Consider the following 18,303-nt stretch of genomic DNA (forward strand, 5'->3'; position numbering starts at 1 on the left):
GATGTGCACGCAGCGAACCGGGCCGCGCGGGACTGGTGTGTCGAGGTCAACACCCGCCGCCACAGCGACACACTGTGCGTGCCTGCTGAGCAACTCGATGTGGAACGAGAAGTGCTGTCGACGTTGCCATCTCTGCGGGCCCAAGTCGGCCCACCGCCGGTCACCCGAAAGGTCGATCGCCTCTCATGTATCCGGTACGCCTCGGCCCGCTACTCGGTACCCAACCGGCTCATCGGCACCACCGTGACCCTCATCCAGGACGGTGAACGGCTCCTGATCGCCGAACCCGCCTCAGGCGAGGTGATCGCCGAACATCTGCTGGCCGCACCCGGAGAGGTCGTCCTCAACGATGACCACTACGGCGGGCCACGCACACCGCCCAGTCGTGCACCACGACCCAAAACCGCAGCAGAGAAGCAGTTCTGCGCTCTCGGTGAGGTTGCTGAGCAGTTCCTGGTCGGTGCCGCCGCGATCGGTAACACCCGCCTAAGCGGTGAACTCGACGACATCCTCGGGCTCGTCACCTCCCACGGCCACGAACAGGTGCTCACCGCCCTGACCAGGGCGGTGGCATTCCGACGGTTCAAGGCCGCCGATGTGCGTTCGATCCTCGATGCCGGAGCCGGCACCCCCAACCCGCGACCGGCCGGCACAGCACTGCTCGGGCACCTGCCTACCGCGCCCACCCGCTCGCTGGATGCCTACAAGCTCGGCGCCGGCGACAAGGAGGTGTCATGACCACCACAACATCGACATCAGTTGCACCAACAGTGCCGCCACTACCGGCCGACCTCGACCAAGCGCTACGCCGATTGAAGCTCGCCTCGATCCGCCGCACCGCACCCGAGGTACTGCTCACCGCGAAAACCCAGCGATGGACACCCGAAGAAGTGCTGCGGACCCTGGTCGAAGCCGAGATCGCCGCTCGTGATGCCTCCAACATCCGCAACCGACTCAAAGCTGCCGGGTTCCCGGTCACCAAAACCCTGGAATCGTTCGACGTGGCCGCATCCTCCATCCCGGCCAACACCTTCGAATACCTATCCTCACTGGAATGGGTTCGAGCCCAACACAATCTGGCCTTGATCGGCCCAGCCGGGACTGGCAAGAGTCACACCCTGATCGGGCTGGGGATCGCCGCAGTACACGCCGGACACAAAGTGCGGTACTTCACCGCCGCCGACCTCGTGGAGACCCTGTATCGCGGACTGGCCGACAACACCGTCGGCAAAACCATCGACACCCTGCTACGCCAAGATCTGCTCATCCTCGACGAGATCGGATTCGCACCACTCGACGACACCGGCACCCAACTACTGTTCCGGCTCGTCGCCGGCGCCTACGAACGCCGCTCTCTCGCGATCGCCAGCCACTGGCCCTTCGAACAATGGGGACGATTCCTGCCCGAACACACCACCGCCGCCAGCATCCTCGACCGGCTCCTACACCACGCCACCATCGTCATCACCGACGGCGACTCCTACCGCATGACACACCGAACGGAGGTACCACCCACCTAGAACATCCCGCACAGGGTGGGGACTTTTACCTGGCCACCAGCGGGGACATCAAACTGGCCGTTGACACAGGCAATGTGGGCGCTGGCGCCCAGTGGAAACTATGGCTTTGACGACCGTCTCGCAGATCAGCCGATGCTCTTCGAAGACGAGGCCAATACCGCTCCGCTCCAGGATGAACTTGCTCAGCATTTCGCTGGCAGGACCGTGCCCATCGATGAGATTTCCCGTTATGTCGTCACTCAGACGGCGTTTCACAGTGGCCAGGTGAAGATGAAGACGCTCCGTCCGATGCAGTCTGCTGGACGCATTTCTTCTCCGAATCAGAAGCGGCCGGGACAGTTCCCAGCCGGAACCCTGATCACGTTCCCGGCCTGGGGATGACGGGCCTCAGCGCGCCACTGCAAGTTGCGGCATGTCATCCCACGTGCGCCCGCCGAGCTCGCGGCCGTTCGCTTTTGGCGTCCGCCCACCCCACTGCTTGAAGAAGAACGCCACGCCAGCCTCCATGCTCTGGTCGCGGATCTCCTCTACCCAGGCCGGGTCCATCGGACGGGCCCGCGGCCCGGACTCGCCGCCCGCAATCACCCAGTCGATGCCAACCAGGTCCAAGTCCGGCAGTGCGGTGAGAAGCGGCTCGCACGAGAGGAACCTCGTCGCTGCTGGAACCGACCGAAGGCGGTCGATGCGATCCACTACGTCGGCGGACTCCACCGACACGCCCATCCAGAGGTTGTCGGGCCATTCGAGCTTGTCGGCGACGCGGGCGAGCCGATGCGCGCGCTTGGTCAGCACCTGGTAGGTGTGCTGCGGAGTGGCGCGGATGACATCGAACACGTCCTCAATGAAGTCCAGCGGCACCTTGGCATGGAATAGGTCGCTCATCGAATTCACGAATACGACCTTTGGTGCCCGCCACCGCAGCGGCTGCTCTAGTGCGCGCGGATGGATCGTGACGCCGAACCCCGGTCCGGAGGTCCGCGGATCGCCGTCGATCTGGTATTTCGCAGCGCCCATCGCTTTGAGTCTCTTGGCCAGCGCGAGCGCATAGCAGTTGTCACACCCCGCGGCCACCCGGTCGCAGCCGGTAACCGGGTTCCAGGTGACCTCGGTCCACTCTATCGCGCTATTGGTCGCCACAGTCCCGCCTCTCACACCAGTCACAGGCAGTCTGTACGCCATCCGTTTATCTGGCAACACCGGGCGCGCAGTCACATTGCGTCTCGCATCCGAAGTGGGCGCCCGTCCGGGCTCAGGACAGCAGTTCGTCGTCGATCCATTCGCCTCCGCGGTAAATCGCGTCGACCATCATGCCCATTGACGTGTACCCCGTCGCAGTCATCGGCCCCAAGTCACCGTCGGTCGAATTACTCGAACCGTCGGGTGTTGCTCCCGCATCGATCTTGAGGAACTTCATCCGCGAGTCTGACCGGCAGTGCACCGCCACGGTCCCGCCGTCAGGGAAGTAGTGCTTCACGCGCTCGCCCACGACGTCGTCGGCCGGATCGTCGTCTATGCACACCACGGTGTTGCGCACCCATGGGTACTTGACATCGCGGAACTCCGCGTCGCGGTTGTGCTGCGCGAACCCGAACGTCGCGACCGCGCGCGGGGCCCGCGTCTCGTGCCGCGCGTCCCATTGGTCCGCGAGCTGCTTTAAGAAGAAGTCGTAACCCGAGTCCACCACGGCCCCGTCGCCGGCGTAGAGCCGCCGGACGACGGTTGTCTCGAAGTCGTCGGGACCGGGGCCCGTGCGCACCCGGTGCACGACGGCTCCCGGCTCGACCGAGAAGGAATCCATCACGTAACGCACCGGGTGCTCGCCTGTGGCGCGGAACGAGTCGACGTCACCCTCCCGTGCGATCAGCTCGATCGTCCAGTCGTAGTATCGGCCGCCTCGGACCCCGTACCGCACGTGCAGCTCGGTGTTCACCGGGTTTCCGTTGCCGTAGGGGCCCAGCGACCCGACGAATTCGTTGTGCTCGATACCGGCCACCGGCACTGCGTATGGCTTCTTCCCATTCATGCCGCCACGATATGACCGGCCTCCGACAATTCGGCCACACCTTCCCCCAATCATGTGTGCTACTGGGGTACACCCGTGCGGGACGATGCGCCGCCGGCAGTCGCTGCTGTGTCACAGGGTCTAGTTTGATACTTATGAAACGTTCTCCCGGGGGGTCTAGGATCTATTGATACAGATTCCGGGCGAAAGGGTCCCCTCATGGCTGATCGGATCGGGACGTTGCTGAATCGTTCGGGTGGCGAGGAGGTGCTCATCGTCAGCCGCGGGAAGGTGCGGACTCGGTTCCGTCGTCGGGATGAGTTGGGTTGGAACTTTCGGGTGGAGTCGACGGACTCGGAGAACGTCATCGAGGTAACGCCAAAGCCGAAGCCAGATCCGAAGCCGGCTCGCCGATCTTCGCATGCGCGTGGGCAGCGGGTGGCGTACGTGCGGGTGTCAGCCGCGGATCAGAACGAGGCGCGTCAGCTCGAGGCGGTGGGGGAGTGCGACCGGGTCTATATCGAGAAACAGTCGGCACGCTCGCGCGCTGATCGCGTAAAGCTCGAAGAGTGCATCAGGTATCTGCGGGACGGTGATGAGCTGGTTGTCGCGTCGATGGACCGACTCGCTCGTTCCCTGGTTGATCTCAAGCAGATCGTCGGCGAGGTCACCGCGAAGGGTGCGAGTGTGCGGTTCGTCCACGAGCGGGCCACCTACGCTGCCGGTGCCCAGGATCCTCGAGCCGACCTGATGCTCTCGCTGCTCGGGGCGTTCGCAGAGTTCGAGCGGGCCATCATTCGCGAACGCCAGGCCGAGGGTATCGCCATCGCCAAGGCGAAGGGCAAGTACAAGGGACGCAAACGCGTCCTGACTGAGGAGCAGATCGACAAGGCCCTTGCCCGTATCGAGGCGGGGGAGGGGCCGTCAGCTATCGCCCGGGATCTCGGGGTGGGTCGATCCACGCTCTACCGCGCACTCCAGCGAGTAAGGAAGTAGGCGCCGCCGACACGTCGCGTTAGCCCGCCCACTGCGCGACGAAGCTGGTGCGACACCCTTACATGACACCGAAGTCGTAGCCCTTGCGTCGAGATGCCGCGTTCGGAGATCCCCGCTACGGCATGGACGACGAGGGTTCGAGCACGCGTCAGTGAGTTCCGGTTGGAATGAGCTCCACCGTCTCGTTCGGCGCGACCTAGTGCGCGCCCGGGTGACCACCACTCGCCAGTGAGACCGCCGCGAAACGTCCGTAGACCACCGCCACCGCCACTTACCCGCGAAAGTCACAATCACAACCCTGCATAGCCACAGGATTTCACGCCAGCCACCACACCGGGCTCCTGCCACGAGGATTGTGCAGCAGTCTCCTAGTAAGCGGGGTGGTCCAGCTCGTCGAGCACGCGCTGGGCGATGCGGTAGGCCGCGTTGGCATCGGGCACGCCGCAGTAGATCGCCGTCTGGAGCAGCAACTCTTTGATCTCGTCGTTGGTCAGCCCATTGGTACGCGCGGCCCGCACGTGCATGGCCAGCTCCTCGTGATGGCCGCGGGCCACCAGGGCGGTCAGCGTGATGAGTGAGCGGCTGCGCCGGTCAAGACCCGGACGCGTCCACACCGACCCCCAGGCGTACTGGGTGATGAAATCCTGGAAGTCGGCGGTCAGATCGGTGATCGCCGCGGTCGCGCGGTCGACATGGGCGTCGCCCAGGACCGCCCGGCGCACCGCCATGCCGGCGTCGCGCACCCCGGCGACGGTCGTGGGAGCGGCAACCGCCTGCCCCGCGTTCGCGTGATCGCGGATGAGTTGGCCGACCTCGGACGGTTGCTCGGCCGGGGGCAGGTGCGCGACGCCGTCGAGGACGACGAGCCGCCCGTTCCGGACTCCGGAGGCGATAGCCGCGAGATCGGCCGGCGGAGTGGGGACGTCGAGCAGACCCGACACCGCCAGCACTCGCGGTTCGATCTCGCCGAGGCGGTCACGGACGTCGAAGCCCGCCAGCGCCTCGCACACCAGCGCATAGCCCTCGTCGTCGGCGTCCCGCAGGTCGTGCAGCAGGGCTGCGCCGATCTCCGGCTCCCGCTCCAGGAATCCGGGTGCGAACCAACGCTGGGCCGACCCTTCGATCATCGACGGGGTGCCCGACGCGCGCACGGACGTGGCCCGTGTCCGCCAGGCATCCGGCTCGCCGATCCGTGCGCCCGTCGACAGCAGGACAGCGGAGTCGATGCGCGCGGGTGCGTCCAGCAGCAGCTGCAGCCCGACGGCGCCTCCCACCGAGTCGCCCGCGTAGGTGAAAGTGCTGGCGAACGTGTCGCGCTGGGCCACCACGTCGTCGACCATCTCGAGGACACCGGCGGCCAGCTCGGCCATCGTGAACGGCTCGGCCGAACCGACATTGGATCCGTGCCCGGGCAGGTCCCACGCGAGGACCTCGAAGCGATCGGTGAGGCCGGCGGCGCAGCGCGCCCACAGTGACTGAGCCGACGTGCCCAACGAGGGCCCGAGGACGAGCAGGGGCATGGCGGGTGAACCGCCGAGCTGGACGGCTGTGATGCGAGGGACGGTCACTCGTTCTCCTCCAAGAAGGTCTGGGCCCGCTCCACGGCGCCCACGATGAGGTCCTCGGAGAACCCGCGGTAGGTGGTCGGGTCGGAATCGGCGGTCTTGTCCAGCAGCCCGGCGATCGTGCGGCGCTCGGCCAGCACGCTGTCGGTCGACCGGTCGAGCGTCGCGCGCATGCGCTCGGCGTCCACGTGCAGACCTTGCAGCAGCTCGGTGGTCTGGGACGCGGCGACGACGCTGCGTCGACCGAGCATGTGCAGGGTCGACCACTCGACGTGCCACGCGCCGTCCGGGCGCTGGTCGCCCGCGGTGGCGGAGGCGAGGTGCATCGTCGCGGCCAGAGCGGGGGCTCCCAGGGCTGCGCGGCGCACCAGTACGGAAAGAATCGGGTTGTTCTTGTGCGGCATCGTCGACGAGCCACCGCGGCCCTCGGCCGTCGGCTCGGCCAGCTCGCCGATCTCGGTCCGCGCCAGCGTCGCGACATCGGTCGCGACGTGTCCCCAGGCGTCCGTGCACGAGACCAGCGCGTCGGACGTCCGGGTGACCGTCGCCCGCGAGGTGTGCCACGGGCGGAGTTCCCGTAGCCCCAGGGCCGCGGCGGTGCTGGCGACCAGGTCGGCGCTGGTCCCCTGGGGATCCTCGTGCCCCCGCAGGTTCGCCAGCTCGGTGGCCGCCGACAGAGTGCCGACCGCCCCGCCGAGCTGCACCGGCAGGAGGGAGCGGGCGTCCTGGACCAGATCGGCGGCGTCGACCAGGCCGTCGAGCCAGCCTGCGGCGACGGCGCCGAACGTCGTGGGGACGGCGTGCTGGGTCAGGGTGCGACCGACCATCGGCGTGTCGGCGTGCTGCGCGGCGAGGCGTGAGAGCGCGGTCACCTGGGCGCGCAGCTCGTCGATCAGGCGATCGAGCGCATCGCGCAGCGCGAGCATGAGGGCGGTATCGAGGACGTCCTGGCTGGTGAGCCCGCGGTGCAGCCAGGTGGCGGCGGGCTGCGGCGCCCGCGAGCGGAGCAGGCCGACGAGCGGGACGACGGGGTTGCCGCTGCCCTCGGCTGCCGCCGCGATGTGCGGCAGGTCGTCGACGGTGACGAGCGGGGCGAGGTCGGTGGCGGCGGCGGACGGCGCGAGCCCGGAGGCCACGAGAGCGTCCAGCCACGCGGACTCCACCCTGACCATGGCGGCGAGCAACGCCTCAGCACTCATCAGGTCGCCGGCGCGCTCGTCGCCGGGCCAGAACAGGTCGGTCATGGCGTTCAGTGTGCCGCCCCGTGGCCCGGGAACGTCAGGAAGACGGTCTCGCCCTGGCCCTGCAGACGGATGTCGAACGCATGTCCCTGCGCATCGGCCTCCGCGACCAGCGTCGCGCGACGGTCCGGCTCGAGGCTGCTGAGAAGGGGGTCCGCAGCGAGGGCGGCCTCGTGTCCCGGCAGATATGCGCGTGTGAAGAGCCGATCGAGCAGGCCACGCGCGAACACCGTGAGCGCGAAGAACGGTGCGCCCCCGTCGACCCCACCCGGCGCGATCGTCGAGAACGAGTAGTGGCCGGCGTTGTCGGTCGACGACCGGCCCCAGCCCGTGAACGTCCAACCGTCGCGGCGCAACGAGCCCGGCTGCTGGACGATCGCGCCGGACGCGTCCGCCTGCCAGAGCTCGACCAGCGCGTCGGGGACCGGCGCACCAGAACCGTCGAGCACGCGGCCGTGGAACCGGATCGCACCCGGGCTGCTCGCAGGCACCAGTTCGGAGTCGCCGTCATAGGGGAGTGCGTAGTGGAAGAACGGGCCCACCGTCTGGCCGGGCGTGGGGTGCAGGCGGGGGCTCATGCGTGGTCCTTGTCGTCGTTGTTCTCGGTCCAGGTGCGGTGGGCTCCGGTGAGCACGATGTCCCACCGGTAGCCGGTCGACCACTCGGGTCGCGTCAGGTCATGGTCGTAGCGGGCGACGAGGCGGTCACGGGAGCCCTGGTCGGTGATCGACTGGTAGATCGGGTCCAGCGCGAACAGGGGATCGCCCGGGAAGTACATCTGCGTGACGATGCGCTGCGTGAACTCGGTGCCAAACAGGGAGAAGTGCACGTGGGCGGGACGCCACGCATTGCGGTGGTTCCGCCACGGGTACGGACCCGGTTTGATCGTCTGGAATGAGTAGCTACCGTCCGCACCGGTCAGGCACCGCCCGGCGCCGGTGAAGTTCGGGTCGAGCGGCGCAGGGTGCTGATCACGCTGGTGGATGTAGCGTCCTCCGGCGTTGGCCTGCCAGATCTCGACCAGCTGGCCCGCGACCGGGCGTCCGTCGCCGTCCACGACCCGGCCGGAGATCGTGATGCGCTCGCCGATCGGCTCGCCCGAGCGCTGAATCGTCAGATCGGCCTCGAGTGGATCGACGTCCCGGTGGCTGAAGCACGGAGACCACAACTCGACGCCTTCCGGATCGACCTGGTGCAGATCCTTGGTCGGATGCCGCAGGAGGCTGCTGCGGTACGGGGAGTAGTCGAGGCGGGGCCTGATAGCGGACGGGTCGGTGCCGGCGGACAGGTCGGCGATCTCGGCGCTGATCTCGGCTTGGGTCGATAGGTCAGGAGTGCTCACCAGCCCGACGGTAGGTGGCCGGGGCGTACGCTTCGAGCTATATCGTTCACTGAGTGAAAGAGGGCGACGATGGCCGGCAACACCTCCGACCCGGGAGCCAGTGTCGCCTCGCGCCTGCTGACCGTTCTCGGCGCCTTTGACGATGAGCACCGGGCGATGACGCTGAGCCAGATTGCGCGTCGGGCGGGTCTACCGCTGCCGACCACTCACCGATTGGTGGCCGAACTGGCCACCTGGGGCGGCTTGGTGCGGCGGCCGACCGGCGAGTACGTGGTGGGTCGCCGGATCTGGGAGCTCGCACTACTGGCGCCGACCCAGACCGGCCTGCGCCAGATCGCTGAGCCGTTCCTCCACGACGTGTACGGCGCGACGCTGGCCACCGTGCACCTCGCGGTGCGCGAGGGCGCCGAGGTGTTGTACCTCGACCGGCTGTCCGGCACGGCGTCCGTCCCGATCGTCAGCACCGTCGGCTCCCGACTGCCGCTGCACTGCACGGCGGTTGGGAAGGTGCTGCTCGCGCACGCGCCCGACGACGTGCTCGCCGAGACGCTCGGCTCGTTGACCCGGATGACGCCGTTCACGGTGACCCAGCCCGGGCTCCTGCGACAGCAGCTGGCTCGGGTGCGGCGCCATGGGTATGCGACAACGGTCGAGGAGATGTCCCTCGGGGCGTGCTCGGTGGCCGTCCCCGTGCTTCGAGACACCGCGGTCGTCGCATCCCTGGGTCTTGTGGTTCCCCGCTTGACGAGGGACAGGACCCGCCTCGCCGGAGTCCTCCAGGCCGCGGCGTTCGGTATCGGCCGGGAACTGGCGTCAGGCGGGTGATGGGAAGGAGATCTGACGCGGGCTAGAGGGACACAGGGGCCGACGCTGACCCATCTAGACCGATGTCCGGCGAAGTCGTACTTGAGGCATGAGAATTCAAAAAATCGAACCCCACGGAATCCGGGGCACACCAATGTGCCCATCAAACCCGGGGCACACCAATGTGCCCATCAAACCCGGGGCACTTCAGAAGCGGTATTGCTCGCACCACAGCCTTGACCTGGAAGGGCAGGAATGCCAGCCATGAACTTTTTACCGCCCTGCCCACGGGTGCGTAAGCGCAGCGTGCCGGAGATGGATGCGGCATCGGATGCCCCGGTGGCAGGTCACAGCGCGTGAGACATCCGGGCCGTGGATTCGCCGCTTTGGCTGTGGCCGTACTGGTGACTGTCTTAACAAACATGCCGGTGTTTCTCCTTGGGGCGCTGGCCACGGAGATCACCGCAACAATCCGCGTCCCGGCCTACGGGATCGGCCTGGCGGTAGGGGTCTACTGGGCTGCGGCCGCCCTCACCTCCGCGTGCACCGGTGTGATTGGTCGTGTGCTCAGCGAGAAAGGCATGGGCATCGCCGCCTTGCTTCTGGCGGTCGTGAGCCTGACCGGCAGCGCGTCCTGGATCTCTGCGTGGCCGTGGCTAATTGTATGGGCATCCCTGGGGGGACTCGGGAACGGTCTCGGGCACCCTTCCTCCAACCACTTGCTCGTCACGCACATCCCAGCCGCCTCGTGCGGGCTGGCCTTCGGGGTGAAACAGGCCGCGGTCCCTGTGACGGGGTTGGTCGCCGGCGTTTCGATCCCGTTGGTTGCGTTGACTCTGGGATGGTCCATGGCCTTCCTGCTGATGGCTGTACTGGGCATGCTCGTACTGGTCCCCGTGGCCCGGACCCGGACCATGCCGGTCGTTATGGGTACGACCCGGCCGGCGGGGCAATGGGATACCCAGATGCGTTCGGCGTTGGTGCTGATGGCCGCGATGACGATGTTCGCGGGCGGTGCCGTTACGTCCGCCGTGGCCTTTGCCGTGATCGGCGCGCTGGAGCGGGGGATTGCAGTCGGCCCGGCTGGTGTGATTCTGGCCGTCGGCAGCGCCTTAGGAGCCGCGACCCGTATCGTCATTGGCGGAGTCGTCGATCGAGGCGGCGTGTCAGCACTTTCTCTGATCCAGACAGCACTCATCGTCTGCGCCGTCGGGCTTTCACTCATGGCGATCCCCACCACCTGGAGCTACGTGGTAGGTGTCCTGCTAGCGGTGGGCCTGGGGTGGGGGTGGCCAGGTCTGGTGCACTTCCTCATCTCGCACATGGCGCCTGGGGCCACCGCAGCGGCCACCGGCATTGTCCAGACCGGCACGTACATCGGCAATACCATCGGCCCCGTGCTCACCGGGGTGGCCCTTAGCCCCGCTGATTCACGGGCCGGTGTGACTGCTGCTGTCGGGTGACGGCGGGATCGATTTCGTGGGTGGGCGTGCGTGTGTGCCGGCTGGCGCTGCCGGTGGGCGGGTCCCCGGGTGGTGATGTCGTGGGCGGGCATGTGAGGTCAGGCTGGTTTGGGGATCGCGGCGATCGTGTTGAACACAGCGACGATCGCGACGGCCCAGGGCCATGTTTCCGGGATCTTCACTTTTCGCCGTCGGCCGCTGCGGACCAGCCGGGCTGCCACGTGAAGGAAGCGGTAGCGCAGTGCCTTGGGCTCGCACAACGCCAGGACTGCGGCCTCGCCGGTGCAAGCGAGCATCCGCGTCCAGGCAACGAGGTCCGCTGCGATCATCACCGCGACGAGCCAGGCCTGGTTGAGCGCGAACCCCCGCGAAGGTAGCCGCCCGAGCCCGGTGTCCTTGGCGTGGCGTATCCGGTCCTCGACCCGGGCGTGAGCCCGATGCCTGGCCTCGAGGAATTGCAGCTGACCCGTGGCGGTGGTGTTGGTGACAAAAGCCTGGTAGCGCCATCCATCGATCTCCTCGAACATCGACAACTGAGCACCCGGATGGGGCCGCTCGCGGCGCACGATCACCCGCATCCCGTCTGGCCACTTGGCGAGCATCCGTTGGGAGAGGAATCCGGTCAGCTCCGCGATGTCGGCCCCGTCACGAATGTCCCCGTTGGGGTTGAGCGCTGGTCCCCACGCGGCTTCGGGGCAGGTCGCGATGGCCCGGCGAATCGGGGCAGTGATGGAGAAGCCGACCGAGTACTCCACCTGTCGACCACGGACGCGGTTCTGCTCGGTGATCCAGTCGATCAGGTCGTGGGAGGCGCCGGCACCGTCGGAGCGGATCAGCAGATCACGCCGATGACTGGCGGGGATCTGCGCGATTGCCTGGCCCAGGACGTCGATGTGGTCGGCGGCGGTGTTGGACCCGGCGTTGCCTGGGCGCAAGCTCGCGGCGAGGAACTCTTCTGTGTTGTCGCACCACACGCCGATCGGGTGGTACCCGAACGTGCGCTTATACGTCGGCGCAGCAAGCTCCTTCTCGCTGTGAGTGACCACAATGGTGGCGTCCACATCGAGCACGACCGTCGATCCCAGATCCCGCCCCGCACACGCCGATGCGGGCACTCCGCCGGGCAGGTGGGACCACACGTGCCGCCGCGTGCGAGCCCGCGCCACCTGGATCTTCTTGCGCTTGCCGGCAGTGACCTCATCGAGCGTGCGCCACACCGTCGGCGCCGACGCCACTGGGCCCAGGGCGCCGGACTGGTGGCGCAGGACGCCGATGTCGGAGATGGACTCGCCGCCATCGGCGAGCATCACCGCGGTATCGATCAACACCCGGCCGCGATCGTGGATCGGGATGAACCGGCGGCGAGCCATGGCCCCTGACAGCTCGGCGGTCAGACCGACCTGATCAGCCAGAAGTCGAGGCACGATAGCCCCGGCATGCGAGACCACCCCGACACCATCTGCAGTAACGGACAGACCGGCCGACCACGAAGTACGCTTCACCTACCGAGTGCTTTCTGCTGGAGAACATGGAACCTTAGACAAGTCCCAGTTTCCCCTGTTCAGGAAGCACTTCGGTCTATTTTCGCCCAGCGATCCGCAGATTCCCATGAATCACCCGGGTTAGCCTCGGTAACTCGACACTGACCTGGGCGATGCTCGTCACTATGGCAACCGTCGCCGTGGTCATTTCCTTCTTCTTCGGGCTCCGACTGCGGAGAATCGACTCTCTGGAATCGCCGCTGGCCTGAGGTGGTCCTGTCCACAGCACCACCGTCACCGGCCGTCGAGATCCTTAAACGAGCAAGTTCTGGATTTCTTTGGCGGCTGTCTGGAGCATAGCTCCGAGTTCTGTGCGGAGTTGTTCAGTCATGCGGTGAGCGGGCACGGATACATTGATCCCGTAGTATCCTCCGCTCGGGCTGGTGATGGGAACAGCGACTGACATGACGCCGTCTTCGCTTTCTTCCTGGCTCGTTGAGTACCCGGTTTGCCGAATCGTTTCGAGGGCACGCTCCAGATCGGAACGGGAAATGATAGATCCCTTGGTGAGACCCGGGAGCTCCTCATACGGGTACAGGGCATGCAGTTGTTCCGTGGTGAGTAGGCTCAGCATTGCTTTGCCCGTTGCAGTGCAGTTGGCAGGAAGCATCGCACCTTGACGTGAGGCAACGCGGACGGCACGTTGGCTTTCGATGGCCTCCAGAAAGTGTGCGTTCGAGCCTTTGAGCTCGGCAAAGTGCACCGTCTCTCCGGTTGCCTCGAATACCCTTTCCATTGCTGGACGAATTAGCGTTCCGATGTCGACGTGGCGCCGTATGGCGAAGGCGATGGAGCTGAGTGCTTGTCCGGGTTCGTACGCTTTGGTCTGAGGGTTCTGCCGTACGAAACCTCGGTAGAGGAGCATCCCCATGAGGCGATGGGCCGTAGATGACGCCACTCCGAGGTACTTGCTGGCATCGGTGAGCCGGATGCTCGGCCGAGTCTCGAAGAGCAGCAACAATCGGAGTGCGTTGTCGACGGATTCGATGGGGTACTGCGGAGGAGGGCCGTATCTGGAGTCGTCCTCCGCCCGTGATGCGGACATGAGCTTCATGTTACTGACCGGGGGTTCAGTCTCTGTCCGGCTAGGGCGCAGGCCATCAACGAGGCTCACCAAGTCGTGCGAGTTCATGTCTCCAAGCAGTCTCTGTGTTGAATGCTCCTCCGAGGTCGGGCAGTTCGGCCATATCGGCGTCGGGCAGATCGACGAGGTGCCCACCAGCCGAAGTCACTTGCAGTGCCAACCCGGACAGGCCGTCCACGCTGATGGCCTGGAGAACTGCTTGCTCGACGGTTTCGGCCGCGCTGGTGAGGCCGTGGCCCCGCAGCACAACAACGGGCCTTGTTCCCATAGCATCGGCCATTTCGGTGGCGAGCCGACGGTCGCGGATGAGTACTCCGCGGGGATAGACGGGCACCCCGTTGGCGGCGAGGCGGGCTCCGGGAATGTCGTACGCCCCTACGATGGGGCGTACTGCAAGCCCTGCCAGGTCGGCGGCAACCACTCGCGGGGGATGGGCGTGAACGACAGCCCGGATGTCTGGGCGGCGCCGGAAGAGCTCGGTGTGCAGCGGCAGTTCGTTGGGGACCGTGTATCCGCCCGCGAGCTCGCCGTCGGCGGCGGGATTGCCGTCGAGGTCCACCATGCGGATGTCTTCGGCTTGCGTATACGCCAGTCCGCGTTCGTACGGGCCGCGACAGCGCACCAGCAATGTGCTGTCGGTAATTTTCAGGCTGATGTGACCCAAGATTCCATCTGCAAGGCCCCGATGGGCCAAGACCCGGCAGGCGAGGGCGATACGTTCCCGGCTGACGCTCTCGGTCTGGGGCAGCAAGTTTCCGGGTGTCATGACGCCCTCCTCGGCGGTGGCTCCAACTGGGGTTCGAGCTTGGCGCGCAGATCCTGCACCGTGATGCCCCTGGCCATGCCCAGACGGCAGGCAATGAGGGCTTTGGGCCAGTTCACGATGGCTGCGCCCCGGACGGTGGTGCCGTCGATGGTGTAGAGGGCGGCGAACTTGCCGTGGACCTGCGGGTGTCCGATGAGGACGTGGTCGACATTGCCTCCGACGCGTCCCACGACCTGGATCTTCCAGTCGTGCTGGTCGCTCCACACGTATTCAATGGGCGTGTAGGCGCGCGGCTGTTCCGGATGGATGATGTTGTAGGCCACGCAGGCGGCCTGTTCCACCGCGTTAGTCCAGTGCTCGGTCCTGACGTCCTCGCCGTGCTTCTGGTGGCGCCAGCGGGCTACGTCGCCGACGGCGTACACGTTCGCAGCGTCGAGGGCTTGACAGTACTCGTTGAGCACGACCCCGTTGTCCACCAGCAGGCCGGATGCGCTAAGCCAGGAGTCATTGGGGATGACGCCAATACCGATCAGCACGGTGGCCGCCTGAACGCTCTCACCGTTGGTCAGGTGGAGGGAGAAGTTGCCCTCCTCGCCTTCGATAGCTTCCACTCCGGTGCCGAACATGGTGTCGACCCCGTTGTCCTGGTGAAGGTCTGCGAACCACTGGCCGATCTCAGGGTTAAAGAGGCGGCTCATGGGCACGGGCACCGGGTCGATGACGGTGACCTCCAATCCCAGGCCGCGGGCGGTGGCTGCCGCTTCGGCGCCGATGAACCCTGCCCCGATAACGGCCAGCGCCCCACCCCGGAGAAGGTCCCCACGTAGTTCGCGGGCGTCCTCAAGGGTGCGCAGCACGTGAATCCCTGGAGACTGGCCCCAGGGAGAGGGCCGGGGTGATGCTCCGGTGGCAATGACGAGGTTGTCGTAGCGAAGGGGGTCATGCCCTTCAAGCTTCAGCAGGTTCTCGGCGACGTCCAGATCGACAGCGCGGTGCCCCAGCAAGAGTTGGATGTCCTCGGCATCGGCCTGCTCCTGTGTCAGCAGCCGGATAGAGTCCTCGTCGGCGGATCCCGCAAGAACGGATTTCGACAATGGCGGCTTATCGTAGGGAAGTTCGGTCTCTTCTCCCACGAGGATGATCTCCCCCTTATAGCCTTCCAGCCGGAGGGACTGCGCGGTGCGCACCCCGGCAATGGAGGACCCGACGACGACGACGGTGCCCGGGCTCATGCGTCCTCTACCACCAGTGCGGAGACCGGGCAGCTGCGCGCGGCTTCGGTGACGCGGGCGCGGTCGGCTTCGGGGACTTCGGTCTGGAGCAGCACGACGATCCCGTCGTCGTCCAGGTCGAAGTAGTCAGAGGCTCCGACGACGCAGTTCGCGTATCCCTGACAGGCCTGCAGATCGGCTTTTACAACGGGCATGGTCGAACTCCTTAGCTTGAGACGGTGGTGCTCTGGCGGTTGGGGTGTTTATTCGTCTTCGGCCACGAGCGGCCCGAAAGGGTGTCCGATCATGGCCGAGAACGTGGCCGGGGCCTGCCAGGTCAGGGACTCCAGTTCCAGCGGACAGAGCGTTACCCACTGGCCCGAACGAGGAGATTGAATCATCAGCCGCGAACCGTTGCGGGTCTCGATGCGGGTGACCTGGACCTCCGAGAACTCGTTAGCGATCACGATCGGCTTGCCGGTGACGTGCTCTTCGAGCCGGCGGCGTTCCTCGGTGGCCTGGATCGCCGCGAGGCGGTCTTCCTCCTCGCCTTCCCATTCCAGTTTCACAGGAAGATCGCCAGGTTCTGCATGCGGATGACCGACTCGTCGACCATGATGGTGCGACGGGCCAGCTCCCACCCGGACCCGGATGAGGTACGGCGGAGGAGATCCTCGCGTCCTGCCGAGACAGTGGAGGACTCCCCGACGTCACCACGGCTGCGGAAGAGAAGAACCGCCGAGTCCACGATGATCTCTTGCGGGTCGGGGGTGCGGAAGGTGCGCACGTTGGTGATGTAGTGGCGCAGCCGTGATGGGGGGTCTTCGGTCCACGCGTGCTCGGTGGCGAAGCGTGCCACGCGGCGACTGAGCGAGTACTTGTTCTCGTCCCAGTGCGCCATCCCCGGTGAGGTGGAGTATCCGGCGCCCAGGGCAGTGGTGACGCGGACGGGCATGAGATAGTGCACGTCATCGGCGATCCGGGAGAGCCACTCGTCGTAGTCCTGGGCGTCCAACAGGTACGCCTCATCGACCAGCCAACGATGCGCCTCCAGGTGAAGTTCATCGTTGAAAGGCAGGGTCTGCCCCGTCCGCTGAGTACGCGGGGCGTGGGCTCCCAGCGCCGATTGTTCGGACAGCGTCAAGTTCTCGTTCTCGTGTGCCGTTCCAACACTCATGATCAGACCTCCTCGTGAAGGGTTGCTGCGGGCGCGGTCTCTGCGCTGCCGCAGGCCGGGCGGGCGGGCCCCGATCCGGCGGCCGGTGGCGCTTGCACCGGGTCCGAGCCCACGTGCACCTGCGCTGCGGCTTCTACCGGACGTTCGAGGTGATCGGCCCACCGGCGCAACAACTCCCGCTGGTTGTACTCGCTGTAGCCGACACGGGTGGCGCCGGGTCCCGAGTATTCCTCGGGGGACAGGGCCTCGACGACGTTCTCGCCGTTCTCGAGCATGCCCATCCGGCTGTTGAGCAGCAGACGCCGTGCCATGGAGCCGGCGGCAGTATTGGTGAGGGACACCCAGTTCTCGACGTCGTCCTGCTCGAACATGCCGCCACTGCCGAAGCACATGAGATACGCCTTGTAGGAAAGCGCTTTGTACTCCTCCGGCGCGTTCTTGTCGACGGCGAACCACGAGAGGACTTCCGTCTCGTTCTCGCTGATCGGCTGCCACACGCGGATAGAGATGAAGGGGAGCACCTCGTCGGAGCCCTCTTCGACCCGCGGCCAGTTATGGACGAAGCTCATGTTCGGGAACAGTGAGGCCGCCGAGATCATGAACCCGTCCTTGCCGACCACGTCGAGCTGCTCCTGGGTCCACTGCTCCTTCATCCGGGCGATCATCTCGTCCGGGTAGCCCACGTAGCGCAGGCGCTCCTCCAGGCCACCTTCGGGCAGCTTGTAAGTGGTGCCGCCACCGTTGCCAGCCCAGTACGTGGTGCCGTCCTTGCGCTTCTCCGCCTTGGGCTCGCGGAAGAGGCCGATCTCCACCACCGAGGTGTGGGTCTGGGGCGTGTGGTACATGTCCCCGGCGAAGTTCTCGGCCCCGATCTTCCAGTTCGCCTTGACCCGCCAACGCTGAGGGCCACGCAGCTCGATGCCGTCCGCGCTCTGCTTCGTGTAGTAGTCCAGGTAGAACTTGAAGTCCCCCAGGAACTCCTCCAGGGGCTCGGCATCCGGGTCCATGCTGATGAAGATCAGACCGTTGTACGTGGCCAGCGAGGGAGCAGGCAACAAGGTCTGGCCCTTCTTCTTGAAGCCTTCCTCCCCGCCGTATGCCTCCTTGTGAAACGGCAGGCCAACGAGGCGCCCGTCATTGCGGTAAGACCAACCGTGGTACGGGCAACGGAAGTGGGAGGCATTGCCCATCTCCGCCCGGCACACCTGCATGCCCCGGTGGAGGCACATGTTGAACAGGGCCCGGACCTGGCCCTGTTCGTCCCGAGAGATAATGAACGAGTCCTCGAGGACCCTGCGGACCACGTAGTCACCAGCCTCGGGGACCTCCGACTCGTGGGCGACGAACAGCCAGCTGCGGCTGAAGAGACGTTCCTTCTCGAGTTCGAAGAGCTCTTTGTCGTTGTAGATATGTGCAGGGATCATGCCCCGCCGTACGTCCTCGAGGACGCCGTGATGGTCTGCCATGGGAGAGCTCCTTCTCGATCATCGATCAGTCAGTCTGTAGAGCAGAGGTCCACTCTGTCGTGAAGAGGTTTCCGCATTTTGTGATCTACGTCAACCCCTCCCACTCTTCGTGCCAGGTACGGGTG

Annotated in this window: 19 protein-coding genes and 1 pseudogene; 6 read left to right on the forward strand and 14 right to left on the reverse strand. The window is 66.0% G+C overall.

Going from position 1 to position 18,303, the window contains the following annotated elements; genetic code table 11:
- From NWF34_RS11625 to NWF34_RS11635, 3 genes and pseudogenes are all read left to right on the forward strand, one after another.
- Positions 1–738, forward strand: a pseudogene (locus tag NWF34_RS11625) (IS21 family transposase); the annotation flags it as partial.
- Entirely contained in the window at positions 735–1,520 is a 786-nt protein-coding gene (istB, locus tag NWF34_RS11630) for an IS21-like element helper ATPase IstB (RefSeq protein WP_006361228.1), read from the forward strand. The pseudogene NWF34_RS11625 and the gene istB, both read left to right, overlap by 4 nt.
- A 60-nt stretch (positions 1,521–1,580) precedes the next feature.
- Positions 1,581–1,901, forward strand: coding sequence for a hypothetical protein (locus tag NWF34_RS11635; protein WP_258325134.1), 321 nt, complete (start codon positions 1,581–1,583; stop codon positions 1,899–1,901).
- Positions 1,902–1,907: 6 nt separating this feature from the next.
- Here NWF34_RS11635 and NWF34_RS11640 read toward each other — a convergent pair whose 3' ends face one another.
- Both NWF34_RS11640 and NWF34_RS11645 read right to left on the reverse strand, forming a co-directional pair.
- Positions 1,908–2,657, reverse strand: a complete 750-nt coding sequence (locus tag NWF34_RS11640; RefSeq protein WP_020171240.1) for a DUF5131 family protein — start codon at positions 2,655–2,657, stop codon at positions 1,908–1,910.
- Between the two features lie 112 nt (positions 2,658–2,769).
- Positions 2,770–3,543 (reverse strand): hypothetical protein, encoded by a 774-nt coding sequence (locus tag NWF34_RS11645; protein ID WP_082207419.1) that lies wholly within the window; start codon positions 3,541–3,543, stop codon positions 2,770–2,772.
- A gap of 198 nt (positions 3,544–3,741) precedes the next feature.
- Between NWF34_RS11645 and NWF34_RS11650 the strand changes: the two genes are divergently transcribed.
- Positions 3,742–4,518 carry a recombinase family protein gene (locus NWF34_RS11650; protein ID WP_020171242.1) on the forward strand — a complete coding sequence of 259 codons (777 nt, stop codon included), beginning with the start codon at positions 3,742–3,744 and terminating at the stop codon, positions 4,516–4,518.
- 368 nt (positions 4,519–4,886) lie between these two features.
- On the opposite strand, the gene pcaC is transcribed toward NWF34_RS11650, so the two are convergent.
- From pcaC to pcaH, 4 genes are read right to left on the reverse strand one after another with little or no spacing between them, the layout of a single operon-like run.
- A complete protein-coding gene (gene pcaC, locus NWF34_RS11655) occupies positions 4,887–6,086 on the reverse strand; it encodes a 4-carboxymuconolactone decarboxylase (protein WP_016895384.1) in 1,200 nt (399 codons plus the stop codon).
- On the reverse strand, positions 6,083–7,327 hold the full coding sequence (locus tag NWF34_RS11660; protein ID WP_016895385.1) for a lyase family protein: 1,245 nt from the start codon (positions 7,325–7,327) through the stop codon (positions 6,083–6,085). The genes pcaC and NWF34_RS11660 overlap by 4 nt, the downstream gene beginning before the upstream one ends.
- Positions 7,328–7,332: 5 nt before the next feature.
- Positions 7,333–7,902: a protocatechuate 3,4-dioxygenase subunit alpha gene (pcaG, locus tag NWF34_RS11665; RefSeq protein ID WP_006898355.1), complete on the reverse strand. Its 570-nt coding sequence runs from the start codon at positions 7,900–7,902 to the stop codon at positions 7,333–7,335.
- On the reverse strand, positions 7,899–8,666 hold the full coding sequence (pcaH, locus tag NWF34_RS11670; protein WP_006898356.1) for a protocatechuate 3,4-dioxygenase subunit beta: 768 nt from the start codon (positions 8,664–8,666) through the stop codon (positions 7,899–7,901). Before pcaH ends, pcaG begins: the two co-directional genes overlap by 4 nt.
- Before the next feature lie 69 nt (positions 8,667–8,735).
- Between pcaH and NWF34_RS11675 the strand changes: the two genes are divergently transcribed.
- The gene (locus tag NWF34_RS11675) at positions 8,736–9,491 is read left to right on the forward strand and encodes an IclR family transcriptional regulator (protein ID WP_016895386.1); all 756 of its coding nucleotides are present in this window, start codon (positions 8,736–8,738) and stop codon (positions 9,489–9,491) included.
- A 371-nt stretch (positions 9,492–9,862) separates the two neighbouring features.
- The gene (locus NWF34_RS11680; RefSeq protein WP_016895387.1) at positions 9,863–10,933 is read left to right on the forward strand and encodes an MFS transporter; all 1,071 of its coding nucleotides are present in this window, start codon (positions 9,863–9,865) and stop codon (positions 10,931–10,933) included.
- Between the two features lie 98 nt (positions 10,934–11,031).
- Here the strand turns inward: NWF34_RS11680 and NWF34_RS11685 are convergent, their stop codons facing one another.
- The 8 genes from NWF34_RS11685 to NWF34_RS11720 form a co-directional block, all read right to left on the reverse strand.
- Positions 11,032–12,435 carry an IS1380 family transposase gene (locus NWF34_RS11685; protein ID WP_006897051.1) on the reverse strand — a complete coding sequence of 468 codons (1,404 nt, stop codon included), beginning with the start codon at positions 12,433–12,435 and terminating at the stop codon, positions 11,032–11,034.
- Positions 12,436–12,727: 292 nt separating this feature from the next.
- Positions 12,728–13,528, reverse strand: coding sequence for an IclR family transcriptional regulator (locus NWF34_RS11690; protein WP_016895390.1), 801 nt, complete (start codon positions 13,526–13,528; stop codon positions 12,728–12,730).
- Between the two features lie 46 nt (positions 13,529–13,574).
- Positions 13,575–14,324, reverse strand: a complete 750-nt coding sequence (locus tag NWF34_RS11695; protein ID WP_006897053.1) for a class II aldolase/adducin family protein — start codon at positions 14,322–14,324, stop codon at positions 13,575–13,577.
- The gene (locus tag NWF34_RS11700; protein ID WP_006897054.1) at positions 14,321–15,556 is read right to left on the reverse strand and encodes an NAD(P)/FAD-dependent oxidoreductase; all 1,236 of its coding nucleotides are present in this window, start codon (positions 15,554–15,556) and stop codon (positions 14,321–14,323) included. Before NWF34_RS11700 ends, NWF34_RS11695 begins: the two co-directional genes overlap by 4 nt.
- Entirely contained in the window at positions 15,553–15,750 is a 198-nt protein-coding gene (locus NWF34_RS11705) for a ferredoxin (RefSeq protein ID WP_006897055.1), read from the reverse strand. The genes NWF34_RS11700 and NWF34_RS11705 overlap by 4 nt, the downstream gene beginning before the upstream one ends.
- Before the next feature lie 48 nt (positions 15,751–15,798).
- On the reverse strand, positions 15,799–16,104 hold the full coding sequence (locus NWF34_RS11710) for a hypothetical protein (RefSeq protein WP_006897056.1): 306 nt from the start codon (positions 16,102–16,104) through the stop codon (positions 15,799–15,801).
- Complete coding sequence (locus tag NWF34_RS11715) at positions 16,101–16,712, reverse strand: 3-phenylpropionate/cinnamic acid dioxygenase subunit beta (RefSeq protein WP_006897057.1); 612 nt, start codon at positions 16,710–16,712, stop codon at positions 16,101–16,103. The genes NWF34_RS11710 and NWF34_RS11715 overlap by 4 nt, the downstream gene beginning before the upstream one ends.
- 2 nt (positions 16,713–16,714) lie before the next feature.
- Positions 16,715–18,178: an aromatic-ring-hydroxylating dioxygenase subunit alpha gene (locus tag NWF34_RS11720; protein ID WP_006897058.1), complete on the reverse strand. Its 1,464-nt coding sequence runs from the start codon at positions 18,176–18,178 to the stop codon at positions 16,715–16,717.
- Positions 18,179–18,303: the final 125 nt, after the last annotated feature.

This window comes from Gordonia sp. GONU, from assembly GCF_024733855.1.
Classification (GTDB): Bacteria; Actinomycetota; Actinomycetes; order Mycobacteriales; family Mycobacteriaceae; genus Gordonia; species Gordonia amicalis.

Coding starts and splice junctions, on each gene's coding strand:
- NWF34_RS11705 (WP_006897055.1), bottom strand. CDS start 15,750: ATGCCCGTTGTAAAAGCCGATCTGCAGGCCTGTCAGGGATACGCGAAC.
- NWF34_RS11720 (WP_006897058.1), bottom strand. CDS start 18,178: ATGGCAGACCATCACGGCGTCCTCGAGGACGTACGGCGGGGCATGATC.
- NWF34_RS11645 (WP_082207419.1), bottom strand. CDS start 3,543: ATGAATGGGAAGAAGCCATACGCAGTGCCGGTGGCCGGTATCGAGCAC.
- NWF34_RS11660 (WP_016895385.1), bottom strand. CDS start 7,327: ATGACCGACCTGTTCTGGCCCGGCGACGAGCGCGCCGGCGACCTGATG.
- NWF34_RS11700 (WP_006897054.1), bottom strand. CDS start 15,556: ATGAGCCCGGGCACCGTCGTCGTCGTCGGGTCCTCCATTGCCGGGGTG.
- istB (WP_006361228.1), top strand. CDS start 735: ATGACCACCACAACATCGACATCAGTTGCACCAACAGTGCCGCCACTA.
- NWF34_RS11675 (WP_016895386.1), top strand. CDS start 8,736: ATGGCCGGCAACACCTCCGACCCGGGAGCCAGTGTCGCCTCGCGCCTG.
- NWF34_RS11650 (WP_020171242.1), top strand. CDS start 3,742: ATGGCTGATCGGATCGGGACGTTGCTGAATCGTTCGGGTGGCGAGGAG.
- NWF34_RS11690 (WP_016895390.1), bottom strand. CDS start 13,528: ATGAAGCTCATGTCCGCATCACGGGCGGAGGACGACTCCAGATACGGC.
- pcaG (WP_006898355.1), bottom strand. CDS start 7,902: ATGAGCCCCCGCCTGCACCCCACGCCCGGCCAGACGGTGGGCCCGTTC.
- NWF34_RS11715 (WP_006897057.1), bottom strand. CDS start 16,712: ATGAGTGTTGGAACGGCACACGAGAACGAGAACTTGACGCTGTCCGAA.
- NWF34_RS11695 (WP_006897053.1), bottom strand. CDS start 14,324: ATGACACCCGGAAACTTGCTGCCCCAGACCGAGAGCGTCAGCCGGGAA.